The organism is Thermobacillus xylanilyticus (assembly GCF_907165215.1).
Taxonomy (GTDB): domain Bacteria; phylum Bacillota; class Bacilli; order Paenibacillales; family Paenibacillaceae; genus Thermobacillus; species Thermobacillus xylanilyticus.
In genome coordinates this window covers 54015-66833 of the sequence record NZ_CAJRAY010000018.1, presented here as the reverse complement: position 1 = coordinate 66833, position 12819 = coordinate 54015, and the positions used below count along the sequence as shown (strand labels likewise).

Here is a 12819-nt window from a genome sequence, read left to right as displayed (position 1 = left end):
CTGACTTCCTTCAATTTTCAGGATGGATGATTCAGGATGCACTGTCCGCTTCGTCCGCTTCGCGCAGCACCTCGATCAGCCGCTTGGAAGCATCGCTCATATGATGCTCCATCGCTCTGGCCGCGGCGTCGGGGTCCCGTTCGGAGACCGCCAGGTAGATGGCGTGGTGGTCTTCGTACGAGAACGCGGTCTCGCCGGCTTTGTCGATGACGCATTGAATCCAGGTGCGCAGCAGGGTGCGGATGCTGGACAGCACGTTTTTCAGAACGGTATTTTTCGCCATGTCGCACAGCTTCATATGGAACTGGACGTCGGCGTCCACGAACTCGGACAGGCTGGCGTTCTTCATCCTGGCGAGAATGTCCCGCAGTTCATCCAGTTCCGATCCTTCCCACCGCTGGGCGGCGAGGCGGGCGATGTCCACCTCGAACAGCATCCGGGCTTCCACCAGATCCATCGTATGTTTCTCTCCCAGCAGGAGCCCCCATTCGATGCTCTGGGTCAGCAGGGAGGAGCTCGTCTGTTTCACGTAGGTGCCGTAACCCTGGCGGACTTCCAGAATGCCGAGAACGGACAGCGCCTTGATTGCTTCCCGGATGGCCGAGCGGCCGACGCCCAGCGCTTCGGACAGCGGCCGTTCGGCCGGAATCTTCTCGCCCGGGCGAACGTTGCCCGAAAGAATGTAATTCAGAAGGCGTTTGGTCAGCTCGACGACCAGCGAGTGCGTTTCAATCGGTTCAAACTTGAAATCCTTGCTCACTTTCCAAAACTCCAATCTTCAATCGTTCAACCTGTTCAACGTTTCGTCCGGCTCGAAGCCCAGGGCTTCATAGTGTTGAGCCCGCACTTTCATATCGTCTTCGAGAATGGCCTTGGCGAACATGAGCACTTCTTCGGCGCGGTCGCGGGGAATGACAAGCACGCCGTCGTCGTCCGCGCACACGATGTCTCCGGGATTGACCGTCACGCCGGCGCACTCGACGGGAATGTTGACGCCGCCGTGCACCAGACGGCCGGACACGTGGTGGAACGTGCGCTTCGTGCAGAAGACGTTGGCCTGCTGCAGATTGCACTCGTAGGAGTCGCGGCAGCCGCCGTCCACCACGTAGCCGACCACGCCCCGCAGCTTGTAGTCCATCGTGTTCTCGGAGCCGAGCACGCCGCCCGGATAGCCGCCTTGGTCGATGACGAGCACTTTGTCGGTCATGTCTTCCTGCTTCAAAATTTTGGCGAACGTGTAGACGTCGGAGCACCATTCGCCGTTCATCTTCTTGTACTCTTCGACCGTCTTGCAGGCATGGAACGTCTTTTGTGCGGGAACGAGCTTGACGGTCCAGGCGAATCCGGCGAACGAAATGCCGGGGCGCAGCGGGCGCATCTCGGTCGACATCGAGCCGACGTTCACCAGCCCGAGCGCGTCCATTCCGTCAGACAGGTCAGCCAGCCGGCATTTTCGAATCTCTTGAATCAATTCTTTGTCAGTCATAGCCATGCGGGATTACCTCCAATGCATGTATTGTTATGGTTGAATGGAAAGGTGAGAAAGCAAATGGTCATGAACAGCGCGATCATTGCGGTTTTCGGTCCAGATAGACGACTCCGTGTTCATTTTTTACGCGATGGATGCCCGGGTCTTTGATTTCGGCCAAAATAATTTCCGCCAGGAACAGTACTTCGGTGCCTTCCTCCAGGTGGCCGACATAAGTGCCTTTTGCGTCCTGGGCGACGATGTGAAGATGGGGGTCGCCGTCAATGACGTTCCCCGACAGGGAGCCCAGCTCGATCGGGCCGTTGCCTTCCACGGTAATGAACCGGTCATCCGAAGTCGGTCCGGTGCTGGTGGGCAGGTGGTAGACCAGTCTGCGCATCGAACCCACCGCGCCGAACAAGACCGCATTTTTCACCCCCTCCTTCGCAAGCAGGTCGCGGATGCTCTCCAGAAGCAGGTCCCCCCGCTTCAGATGGATGATGATGGGCCTGCCGAATCCTTCACCCATAAACAATGTGGCCATGGTACATCCCTCCGCTGAAAAAAGATTTCAAACCCTGTATGCTCAACTTTCGCAGAGCGGCAGGCGGAACATCAGACAATGCTGTTGAGGCTCCAACCGCCGTCCACCACAAGGGTTTGCCCGGTAATGAACTGCCCGCCGCACACCAGCCCCCAGGCAGCGTCGGCCACGTCCTCCGGCGTGGCCGCGCGGCCGAACGGAGTCGCTTTTGCGAAGTTCTGGATGTGGTCGTCATGCCCATCTACCCAACGGGTGACAACGACGCCGGGCGCGATGGAATTGACCCGGACATGGGGCGCCAGCACCCGGGCGAACGACCGGGTAATGCTGATCGCCGCCGCCTTCGACGCCGCGTAGGCCAAGGAGCTGCCGTGCCCGCTGAAGCCGGCAATCGAGGTGATGTTGATGATGCACCCCCGGTTGCGCACCAGCTCCGGTGCGCAGGCGCGGCTGGTGAAGAAAACGCCCTTGACGTTGACATCAAATACCCGGTCCCAGATTTCCTCGGTCATGCCGTCCAGATCAGACAGCGCCACGAACTGCGTCGTTCCCGCGTTGTTAATCAGCACGTCGATGCGGCCAAAGGCTTGAACCGCCTGTTCGACCATGCCGCGGACCTGTTCGTCGATGGAGACGTCTGCCCGGCATACGAGGCCTTTCACGCCCTGCTGCTCCACTTCCCGTAGCGTGTCCTCCGCTTCCGCCTCGGACTTGGAGTAGTTGATGACGATGTTGGCGCCGTGCGATGCGAATTTCAGGGCGATCGCCTTGCCGATGCCGGTAGCTGCGCCGGTGATTAACACGGTTCTGCCTTCCAAGTGCATGCAAGCCATTCTCCCTTTTTCTTAAAGTTGTGATTTCCATGTCGCCATTGAACGGTTCGGCATGCATCAACCTTTCACACCGTAAGTCGCGATGCCTTCAATCAGCCAACGCTGAAACACCAGGAAGAAGGTGAAGATCGGGACCAGCGACAGAATGGACATCGCGAACAGCGAACCCATGGAGGATTGGCCCATTGTGTCCATGAACGACCGCAGCGCAAGCGCGACGGTCAGTTTTCGCGGATCGCTGATGTAGATCAGCTGACTGAAGAAATCGTTCCATGTCCAAATCAGCGTGAAGATGGACGTTGTCACGATGGCCGGCAGCAGCAAAGGCACAATGATCCGGCCGTAAATCTGGATGTGGCCGCAACCGTCCACTTTCGCCGCTTGATCCAGTTCGAGGGGCAGCCCGCGAATGAACTGCACCATCAGGAAGATGAAAAAGGCGTCCGAAGCCAGGAACTTTGGCACGATAAGCGGCATGTACGTGTTGATCCAATCCAGACTGTCAAACAGGATGTATTGCGGAATAAGAACCACATGGTGCGGCAGCAGCAACGACCCGAACATGAGCGCGAACCAGAAGTTGCGGGCCGTAAACTCAAGCCTTGCAAAGGCATAGGCGGCCATCGAGCAGGTGAGCAGGTTCCCGATGATGCAGAACAGGACGACGATGAACGAATTTTTGAAGAACGTTCCGAATGTGAGATTCGTGAATCCGTTCCAGCCGTTGATGTAGTTTTCCAGCGTGAACACATCCGGCCACAGGCTCAGATCCTGAAAAATCAAATGCTGCGGTTTGAACGAACTGGCCAGCATCCAGAGCAAGGGGTAGAGCATGACGGCCGAAGCAATGACGGCGATCACCGTCTTGATGACGGAGGCGCCTTTGTTCGCGGCATAGACGCGGGACATGTCCGTACTCCCCTCAGCTTTCGTAATGAACCCATTTTCTCGAAGACAGGAACAACAACCAGGTAAACACGCCGCAAATTACCAGCAGCACCCAGGCCAGCGCCGAGGCATAGCCCATTTTGAACTCCGTAAACGCCTTGATGTACAGGTACAGCGTGTAGAACAGGGTGGAATCGATCGCGCCGCCCTGTCCGCCGCCTACGATGTAGGCCGGCGTGAACGCCTGGAACGCGTTGATGATTTGCATGACCAGATTGAAGAAGATGATCGGCGTCAGCGACGGCAGCGTAATGTTCCAGAACCTTCTGAACGGTCCCGCGCCATCGATGGCCGCGGCTTCATACAACGTTTCGGGGATCTGCTTCAGCCCCGCCAGGAAGATAATCATCGGTGATCCGAACTGCCACACAAGCAGCGTAATCAGTGTGTACAGCGACGTGGACCAACGTGCAGAAGGCGCACAAAGTGGTAATGATGAAGCCCGTCGACAGCGTGGCCGTCGCCTTGACGGACATTCCCGCCGGCACGAGGGTTCGCGTCGTTTGCGGAGAAAGCGTTTTCGAAGTTGAAGTGCTTGAGCCGATCGATTTCGGCCACAAGTTTGCGGTTCGGCCGATCGCGGCGGGCGAGTCCATCCTCAAGTACGGCGAAGTGATCGGGCGCGCGACATCCGACATTCGCCCGGGGCAGCATGTCCACATTCACAATCTCGAAGGGGTTCGGGGCAGGGGGGATCAACTTGCAAAATCATGACGGGCAATTTTGGGGATACCGGAGGCCGGACGGACGGGTCGGGGTGCGCAACCACGTGCTCATTCTGCCCACGATCACCTGCGCGGCCCAGGCGGCGCATCAGATCACGCAGCTCGTGTCGGGAACGGTGTCGTTCATCCACCAGCACGGCTGCGCCCAGGTGGGCGTCGACTTCGAGCAGACGTTCCGCACTTACGCCGGCATGGGGGCGAACCCCAACGTCTACGGCGTCGTGGTGCTCGGGCTCGGCTGCGAGACGCACCAGGCGCGGAGCGTGGCGGAGGAAATCGCGAAGAGCGGCAAGCCGGTCGAGGTGGTGTCGATCCAGGACCACGGCGGCACGCTGATGGCGATCGCGCAGGGCGCGAGAATCGCGGCGGCGATGGTCGCGGACGCCTCGCGGCTCATGCGCGAACCGGTGCCGGTCAGCGAGCTGATCGTCGGCACCGAATGCGGGGGTTCGGACGCCTGCTCGGGCATCTCGGCGAACCCGGCCGTCGGCTGGGTCAGCGACGCTGTAGTGGACGCCGGCGGTACCTCCATCCTCGCGGAGACGACCGAGCTGATCGGCGCGGAGCATCTGCTCGCGGCCCGGGCCGCCGATGACCGGGTGGCCAAACGGGTATATGAAGTGATTCAGGCGATGGAGAGCCGCGCGTTCATGATGGGCGTGGACATCCGCACGGGCAACCCGAGCCCGGGCAACATCCGCGGCGGGCTCAGCTCGCTTGAGGAGAAATCGCTCGGCGCCGCGGCCAAGGCGGGCAGCCGCCCGCTGCAGGAGCTGGTGGACTACGCGCAGCGGCCGAGCAAGAAGGGGCTTGTCTGGATGGATACGCCGGGCCAGGACATCGAGCAGCTCACCGGCATGGTGGCCGGCGGGGCGCAGGTCGTCCTGTTCACGAGCGGCCGGGGAACGCCGACCGGCTCGCCGATCGCCCCGGTCATCAAGATCGCGACGAATTCCCATATGTACAGCCGCATGGGCGACAATATGGATTTCAACGCGGGCACGGTGATCGAAGGCACGGAGACGATCGAAGAAGTCGGCGGCCGGCTGTACGGGGAGCTGCTGGCCGTCTGCTCGGGCAAGCTGACCCGGTCGGAAATTTTGAAGCAGCACGACTTCGGAATTTGGCGCATCGGACCGACATTCTAAAAAATGATGATTGACGCGTCGGACCGGCTTTATGACATGATAGAGTAAAGGAGGGAATTCCATTGAAGACGATCCACAACCCCGTATTGCGCGGCTTCAACCCGGACCCGTCCATCCTGCGGGTGGGGGACGACTATTACATCGCGACCTCCACGTTCGAGTGGTTCCCCGGCGTGCAGATCCACCACTCCCGCGACCTGCGCCACTGGCGCCTGGCCGCCCGGCCGCTCGAGCGCCGGAGCCAGCTTGACATGCTCGGCAATCCCGACTCCGGCGGCATCTGGGCGCCTTGCCTGAGCTACGCCGACGGCTTGTTCTACCTCGTATTCACGGATGTGAAGAGCCACGTCGGGCCGTTCAAGGACACCCACAATTATCTGGTGACCGCCCCGAGCATCGAAGGGCCGTGGTCCGAGCCGATCTACCTGAACAGCAGCGGGTTCGACCCGTCCCTGTTCCATGACGACGACGGCCGCAAGTGGCTGGTCAACATGATCTGGGACTACCGCAAGGGCAAAAACAAGTTCGCCGGCATCGCGCTGCAGGAGTATTCACCGGAAGAGCGGCGCCTTCTGGGACCGATCCGCAACATTTTCCGCGGCACGCCGCTGGGGCTCACGGAAGGGCCGCATCTCTACAAACACAACGGCTGGTACTACCTTGTCACGGCCGAAGGCGGCACCCGTTTCAACCACGCGGTGACGGTCGCGCGATCAAGATCATTGTTCGGTCCGTATGAAGTCGATCCCGAAAATCCCGTCCTGACCGCGGCGAACAAACCCGAACTGGAGCTGCAGCGGGCGGGTCACGCCAGCCTGGTGCAGACGCAGACCGGCGACTGGTACTTCGCTTACCTGTGCGGCCGGCCGCTCCGCCCGTCGGAGCGCTGCATTCTCGGCCGGGAGACGGCGCTGCTACCCGTGGAATGGACGGAGGACGGCTGGCTGCGCCCGGCCGGCGGCGGGAACAGCCCGAAGGCGGTCGTGCCCGCGCCCGACCTGCCGGACCATCCGTTCCCGCCCGAGCCGGAGACGGACCATTTCGACGGAGAGCGGATCTCCATCCACTTCCAGACGCTGCGCGAGCCGCTCGACGAGCAGTGGGCGTCGCTGACCGCGCGGTCGGGATACCTGCGGCTGATCGGGCGGGAATCGCTCTCCTCCAAGCATCGGCAAAGCCTGATCGCGCGCCGGCAGCAAGCGTTCGTTGCGGAAGCGGAGACGGCGGTCGAGTTCGAGCCGGACACGTTCCAGCAGCTGGCGGGCCTCATCCATTACTACAACACGCGAAACTACTACTACCTGTACATCAGCCGCGACGAAGAGCTGGGCAAATGCCTGAACATCATGTGCAGCGACCGCGGGCTGTACGACGAGCCGCTGGAGCAGCCGGTGTCCGTTGACGGGTGGGAGCGCGTCCACCTGAAAGCGTCGCTCCGTTACGACCGGCTGCAGTTCCTCTATTCGCGGGACGGGCAGGACTGGACGCCGATCGGGCCGGAGCTGGACGCGAGTGTCATTTCCGACGAGAACGTGGAAGCGAAGATCGAAGGCCGCATGATCGACCAGGGCTTCACGGGCGCCTTCCTGGGGATCTGCGTGCAGGACTTGAGCGGACAGGGAAAACATGCGGACTTCGACTATTTCACGTATCGTGAACTGCCGGAGCCTGGTGTATAATGGACATATGATCTACAGAACGTTCATTCCCCGCGAACCGCTCGCGCGGTTCGTGGATTTCCTCTGGTTCTTCTCGGGAATCAACCCTCCGGGAGCGAAGGAGCGCAATCTCCCGGAGGGTGTGATCCAACTGGTCGTGAACTTGCGCGACGACCGGATCCGGATGCGGGATCGGCGGCTTGACGCGGGCCGGTTCGGCCACGCCGTCGTCATCGGTCCCCGCTCGGATTGCTTCATCATGGGACAACGCGGGCGAGCGGACGATGATCGGCGCGCAGTTCAAGCCGGCCGCCGCCGCCGCGTTCCTTGGCGTTCCCGCATGCGAAGCGGCCGGCCTGATCCTCGATTTGACCGATCTGCACGGTCCCGGCGCGGCCGATCTGCGGGACGAGCTGCTGTACGCCTCGTCGCTCCCCGAACGTTTTCTTATCCTCGAAACCTGGCTGCTCGCCCGCATTCACTCCGACCTGACGCCGGACGCCGCCGTGGCGCACGCCTTGGCGGAATTCCGCCGTGCTCCGGCCGGCCTGTCGGTCGGCGGCACGATCGAGCGGCTGAACTTCAGCCTGTAGCGGTTCATCGAACAGTTCAAGTGCGAAGTCGGCATGACGCCAAAGCGCTTCTGCCGGCTGATGCGCTTCCAGAAGGCCCTGCGTCTGATCCGGCAGCCAGAGAACATTCATTGGGCGGATATCGCCTATGCGTGCGGCTATTACGATCAGGCGCATTTCATCAAAGAGTTCCACGCTTTCTCGGGCCAGACGCCGACCAAATACAGCCTCACCGCGAGCATGCACCCCAGCCACCTGCCGATGTTTTGACTACCGGGACAAAAATTTACAATACAGCCGGCGCCCCCGCGCGATACGATCATACCGCAAACACCGGAAATCCGTATGATCAGGAGTGGATGCCATGCTCCATGCCGCCATCGCCTCCCGCAGAATGCGGAATCTGCTCATCAGCGGCCTGAAAACGGAGACGCCCGCCGAAGTTATGCGGCGGCTCGGCGCCTTGCAGGCGCAGGACTACGCGCAGGCGGCATGGGCGATCGGCCTGCGCACGGAAAGCGCGACCCTCGTCGATGTCGAGCGGGCCATCGCCGACCGGCGCATCGTGCTCACCTGGGCATTGCGCGGCACGCTGCATGCGGTGCCCGCGGAAGACGCGCGCTGGATGGTCCGGCTGTCCGCTCCCCGCGTGCTCGCCCGCAACAAGCGCAGACAACAGCAGCTCGAGATTGACGACCGGCTGATCGCGCAATGCGGGCGGCTGATCGAGGGCGCGCTGAGGGAGCGGAAGCGGATGACCCGCGCCGAGCTGATGGAGCTGCTCGAGCAGGCGGGGATCCGCACGAAGCCGCAGCGCGGTTACCACATCCTGTGGGTGTTGTGGGCTGATCTGCCTGGGGCCGCTGGAAGGCAAACAGCAGACGTTCGTGCCGCTCGAGGACTGGGCGCCGAACCCGCGCGACCTGTCCGGGGAAGAAGCGCTGCGGGAGCTTGCGGTCCGGTATTTCACGGGTCACGGTCCGGCGACTTTGCACGATTTCGGCTGGTGGGCGGGGCTGACGATCACGGAGGCGAAAAAAGCGGTCGCGGCGGCGGACGGGGTGCTTTTTTCCGAAACGATCGGCGGTACGGCTTACTGGTCGGGCGGCGAAAAGCGCGGGGATGGCCCGGAGATGCCCGGGATCGCGCTGTTGGCGGGGTACGACGAATATTTGCTCGGCTACAAGGACAGGAGCGCGATGCTCAAGCCGGAGCATGCCCCGAAGGTCGTCCCCGGCGGCAACGGCGTGTACGCTCCGATGCTGGTGGTCGGCGGCGAAATCGCGGGCATCTGGCGGAGGTCGATCGGGAAGCAAGGCGTGGAGCTGGCCGTCCATCCGTTCGAGAATTCGGGCGTCACCGAAGAACGCGTCGCCGGAGCGGCCCGGCGTTACGGCGAATTTCTCGGACTCCCCCTGACGCGGATTGAAATCCGGACGGAATGAGGGAGGCAGCGTCCATGAAACATGCATATGTCTATGTGCTTGATGCGCTCGCGGACTGGGAACTCGGCCACGTGACGGCGGAGCTCAACTCGGGCCAATATTTCAAGCGTCCGGGCGGGCGCGTTCCGGTCAGAACCGTCGGCGCGTCCGGGGAACCGGTGGTCACCAAGGGCGGCTTCACCATTGTACCCGATCTCACCGTCGAAGACATTCGTCCCGAGACGTGCGCCGTGCTGCTCCTGCCCGGCGCCGACACCTGGCAGGATCCGCGGCACAGACCGATTCTGGCCAAGACGGCCGAACTGCTGGACAGCGGCTGCCTCGTGGCCGCCATATGCGGCCGGGGCGCCTCGTTCTACAGGGACGAACCGGTCGTGGTCGACGGCCGGTTGATCACGACCGGTTCGGCGGGCGCGCTGCTGCTGGCGCGCGAGGTGATGCGGCGGCTGGACGTCATGTCCGGTGAAGCGCTGGAAGCCTGGTACCATTACTACAGCACGGGCGAGGCCGCTTATTTTTACGCGCTGATGGGGGCGGTGTCCGACCGCTGACGTTACCGCCCGGGTTTGCCGAGGACGGTCAGACGGCCGGCGTCCGACACGAGCAGCCGGATGCCGTCTTCCCGCTTGACGAAGGCGCAGGAGAAACCGCTCGGATAGCCATCCAGCGTGTAGCGGTTGCCGCCGGCGTGGACGAGGGCGGCGTCCCGGACGAAGGAGCCGGCCCGCATCCGGATGCGCAGCGCGCCGTCCTCCCGGCGGATCGCCGCCGGCATGCCGGGGCCTCCGCCTTGGACCGGCGCATATTCGCCTTCCAGAGCGGCGAACTCGAGATCGGGTTCGCCGCTCAGCTTTGCCTCGGCGAGCAGCTCCAGCCCGGCGCGGGCCGCCGGGTCGGGCGCGCTGTCCGCCAGCGTCCGCGCCGCCAGCGACCAGGCTGCAGCGAGCGCTTCTTCGGCGGGGACTTCGACGTCGGGCCGCACCCCGGTCCCTTCCCAGTTCGTGCCGGTGACGGCGTTGACCAGATAGCCGGTCGGGATATTCGCGACGAAGCCGTGGCCGAGCGGGACGGGCCCGATGTTCGACGTGTGCGAGCCGCCGCCGGTCGTCTCGCCGACGATCGTCGCCCGCTTGAACGCCTGCAGATCGTAGCTGAGCTGTTCGGCCGCGGAGAAGGTCGCCGGCGAAGTGAGCACGTAGACCGGCTTCCGGCTGCCGTAGGCGAGATCGCCGACATCGGCGGTGCGCAGCCGCTCGGGCCGGTCGCCGTTGCGCCAGTGCACCGTGTTCGTCGTATAGGGCGAGCCTTCGCTCAAATACCCTTCGATCAGGCCGACGACGGCCGGCGATCCGCCGGTGTTCCCGCGCAGGTCGAGGATGAGCGCGTCGGTCCCGTTCAGCAGGGCGAACGCCGCCGCGATCGCCCGCATGGCCGTTTCGGTCGGCGGCATCGCGTTCACCGCCATGTAGCCGATGTTGCCGTCGAGGATGCGCACGTCGGGCAGCGCCGCCGCGTCCGGCCCGGCCGCCCGGGGCGCCGGAGCGAGCGGAGCCTTCGGCGCCGGACCGATCGGCTTGGCGGGACCATCCGGCTCGGGCGCGGTCAGGCCCGGCGCCATCGGTCCCGCATCGCGCGGAAGCGGTACGGCCGGGCCCGGAACCGCCGCTCTCGGCGCGGGACTGCCCGGCGCAGGTCCGCCCGGTTTCGCCGCCCTCGGCGCGGGACCGCTTGGCGCAGGTCCTCCCGGCTCCGCGCCGCCCGGCGCAGGCGACATCGGCTCATACCGGACGCCGAGATGCCCGTCGCGGGATATCTCCCGCAGATCGGCCTGCAGGGCGTCGGCGAATTCGACCGGCGAGCGGATGCCGTCATACGCGCCTTCTTGCAGCCTGTTCCGGATCGCCTCGGCCATCTCACGGCCGATCTCTTCGTAGACATAATACTCCGCCAGCACTTGCGCCAACGCCTCCGCCACCTGTCCGCGTACGGCGGCGTCGAGCTGCTCGGCCGGACTCTCCGGACCGGGCCCTGCTCCGGTCGCAAGGGGCTCTCCCGCGGCCTGCCCGCCTCGCGCGGCCCCGGACTCGCATCCGGCGATCGCTGCGGCAATGAGCAGCATGCCGGCGATTTTCCGCATCCGTCGGTGTTTCAACACAAGCTTCATCGTTCATGGCCTCCTGAATCGCAGATTTCGGAGACCATTATGGGAGCGGCAAATAAAAATCAGATTATAAACCTACTTGAACCGCCCGATCCGCTTTCCCGCGGGCGCGGCCGGCAGGCGGACCGTCATCGTCGTGCCGCGCCCGGGCTGACTTGCCGCCGTGATCGCGCCGCCGTGCTTCTCCGCGATCCAGCGGGCGATGGAGAGGCCGAGGCCCGTGCCGCCGTCGCCGCGGCTTCTCGACCGGTCCCCGCGATAGAACCGCTCGAAAATGTGCGGCAAGTCCTCCCCGGCAATGCCTTCGCCCGTATCTTCCACCATCATGACCGCCTGCTGGCCGCGTCTTGTCAGCGTGACCCGGATCGCGCCGCCGGCGGGCGTGTGCTTCAAACTGTTGTCGAGCAGGATGACGAGCAGCTGCTGCAGCTTGTCGCGGTCTCCCGTCAGCTCGACGCCGGAGGCGAGCTCCGCCTCGAGCCGCACCCCGTTCAATTCCGCCAGCGGTTCGAACAGCCGCATCACATGGCGGATCAGCTCGTCAAGCCGCACGTCGCCGAGCAGCAGCTCCTCCCGGCCGGAATCGGACCTGGCGAGCGGCAGCAGCAGGTCCGCCAGCTTGGCCATCCGCTTCGCTTCCGCGAGCACCATCGAGATCTGCTCGCTGTGTTCCAGCGCGGAGCGATCCGGATGCATCAGCATCAGCTCCGCATTCGCCTGGATGATCGACAGCGGCATGCGCAGCTCGTGGGAAGCGTCGGCGGTGAACCGGCGCTGCTGCTCCCAGGAACGGCGAATCGGCCTGAGCGCCTGATTGGCGAGATACAGACCGGCCAGAACGGTCAGCGCGCCGCCCAGCCCGAGCCCGATCAGGAACCAGTCGGCGAGCCTGTTCAGCATCGCCTGCTCGGCATCCATATTGACGACGGCCTGAACGTGCATGATCGGGATCGGCGCTGCCGGTGATGAGGACGACGCCGGGTCCGCCGCGCCGGAGCCGCTGCCGGACGCCGAACCCGTCCCGCCGGAATCGCTGCCGTAGACAAACGCCGAACCCGTCCCGCCGGATGCGCCGACGTCCGCTTCCGCCCCGCCCGGCGGCCTGTGGCTCCGATGCAGCAGCAACGGGGAGGGCAGTGCCAGGAACAAGGTGCGGTAATAATGGCCGCCGATCTTCACCGTAACCGGCCTTTCCGCCGACCGGTGCGCGCCGAATTGCGCATAGAACGATTCGTACCCCGCATCCGCCAGCGAAGCGGGATACGGCACGCCCTGTCCGTCCCAGAGCAGCACGACGGGGCCGCGCTCCAGGGGCGG

General features: G+C 63.8%; 13 protein-coding genes and 3 pseudogenes. 8 read left to right on the top strand and 8 right to left on the bottom strand.

Annotated elements, in window-relative coordinates:
• Window positions 1–31: 31 nt before the first annotated feature.
• The 6 genes and pseudogenes from KJQ12_RS03650 to KJQ12_RS03625 all read right to left on the bottom strand — a co-directional run.
• The gene (locus KJQ12_RS03650; protein WP_213483530.1) at window positions 32–760 is read right to left on the bottom strand and encodes a FadR/GntR family transcriptional regulator; all 729 of its coding nucleotides are present in this window, start codon (window positions 758–760) and stop codon (window positions 32–34) included.
• An 18-nt stretch (window positions 761–778) separates the two neighbouring features.
• Window positions 779–1492: an RraA family protein gene (locus tag KJQ12_RS03645; RefSeq protein WP_213483529.1), complete on the bottom strand. Its 714-nt coding sequence runs from the start codon at window positions 1490–1492 to the stop codon at window positions 779–781.
• A gap of 76 nt (window positions 1493–1568) precedes the next feature.
• The gene (locus KJQ12_RS03640) at window positions 1569–2012 is read right to left on the bottom strand and encodes a PPC domain-containing DNA-binding protein (RefSeq protein WP_213483528.1); all 444 of its coding nucleotides are present in this window, start codon (window positions 2010–2012) and stop codon (window positions 1569–1571) included.
• 71 nt (window positions 2013–2083) lie between these two features.
• Window positions 2084–2836 (bottom strand): SDR family NAD(P)-dependent oxidoreductase, encoded by a 753-nt coding sequence (locus tag KJQ12_RS03635; protein ID WP_213483527.1) that lies wholly within the window; start codon window positions 2834–2836, stop codon window positions 2084–2086.
• Window positions 2837–2902: 66 nt separating this feature from the next.
• Complete coding sequence (locus tag KJQ12_RS03630; RefSeq protein ID WP_213483526.1) at window positions 2903–3754, bottom strand: carbohydrate ABC transporter permease; 852 nt, start codon at window positions 3752–3754, stop codon at window positions 2903–2905.
• Window positions 3755–3767: 13 nt separating this feature from the next.
• A pseudogene (locus tag KJQ12_RS03625) lies at window positions 3768–4187 on the bottom strand (carbohydrate ABC transporter permease); the annotation flags it as partial.
• A gap of 38 nt (window positions 4188–4225) precedes the next feature.
• Here KJQ12_RS03625 and KJQ12_RS03620 point away from each other — a divergent pair.
• The 8 genes and pseudogenes from KJQ12_RS03620 (at window position 4226) to KJQ12_RS03590 (ending at window position 9892) form a co-directional block, all read left to right on the top strand.
• Window positions 4226–4507 carry a UxaA family hydrolase gene (locus KJQ12_RS03620; protein WP_213483600.1) on the top strand — a complete coding sequence of 94 codons (282 nt, stop codon included), beginning with the start codon at window positions 4226–4228 and terminating at the stop codon, window positions 4505–4507.
• Complete coding sequence (locus KJQ12_RS03615; protein WP_425315953.1) at window positions 4494–5666, top strand: UxaA family hydrolase; 1173 nt, start codon at window positions 4494–4496, stop codon at window positions 5664–5666. Before KJQ12_RS03620 ends, KJQ12_RS03615 begins: the two co-directional genes overlap by 14 nt.
• Window positions 5667–5728: 62 nt before the next feature.
• Window positions 5729–7345 (top strand): glycoside hydrolase family 43 protein, encoded by a 1617-nt coding sequence (locus tag KJQ12_RS03610; RefSeq protein ID WP_213483524.1) that lies wholly within the window; start codon window positions 5729–5731, stop codon window positions 7343–7345.
• A pseudogene (locus KJQ12_RS19850) lies at window positions 7293–7577 on the top strand (DUF6597 domain-containing transcriptional factor); the annotation flags it as partial. The gene KJQ12_RS03610 and the pseudogene KJQ12_RS19850, both read left to right, overlap by 53 nt.
• 31 nt (window positions 7578–7608) lie before the next feature.
• A complete protein-coding gene (locus tag KJQ12_RS03605) occupies window positions 7609–7917 on the top strand; it encodes a hypothetical protein (protein ID WP_213483523.1) in 309 nt (102 codons plus the stop codon).
• A gap of 6 nt (window positions 7918–7923) precedes the next feature.
• Entirely contained in the window at window positions 7924–8166 is a 243-nt protein-coding gene (locus tag KJQ12_RS03600) for a helix-turn-helix domain-containing protein (RefSeq protein WP_280529249.1), read from the top strand.
• Between the two features lie 94 nt (window positions 8167–8260).
• Window positions 8261–9341 (top strand): annotated as a pseudogene (locus KJQ12_RS19845) (winged helix DNA-binding domain-containing protein).
• A 14-nt stretch (window positions 9342–9355) separates the two neighbouring features.
• The gene (locus tag KJQ12_RS03590; protein WP_213483521.1) at window positions 9356–9892 is read left to right on the top strand and encodes a DJ-1/PfpI family protein; all 537 of its coding nucleotides are present in this window, start codon (window positions 9356–9358) and stop codon (window positions 9890–9892) included.
• Between the two features lie 2 nt (window positions 9893–9894).
• Here the strand turns inward: KJQ12_RS03590 and KJQ12_RS03585 are convergent, their stop codons facing one another.
• Together KJQ12_RS03585 and KJQ12_RS03580 are read right to left on the bottom strand one after the other, a co-directional pair.
• Window positions 9895–11505: a S41 family peptidase gene (locus tag KJQ12_RS03585; RefSeq protein WP_213483520.1), complete on the bottom strand. Its 1611-nt coding sequence runs from the start codon at window positions 11503–11505 to the stop codon at window positions 9895–9897.
• A gap of 72 nt (window positions 11506–11577) precedes the next feature.
• A partial coding sequence (locus KJQ12_RS03580; protein WP_213483519.1) for a sensor histidine kinase occupies window positions 11578–12819 on the bottom strand: 1242 nt, incomplete at its 5' end.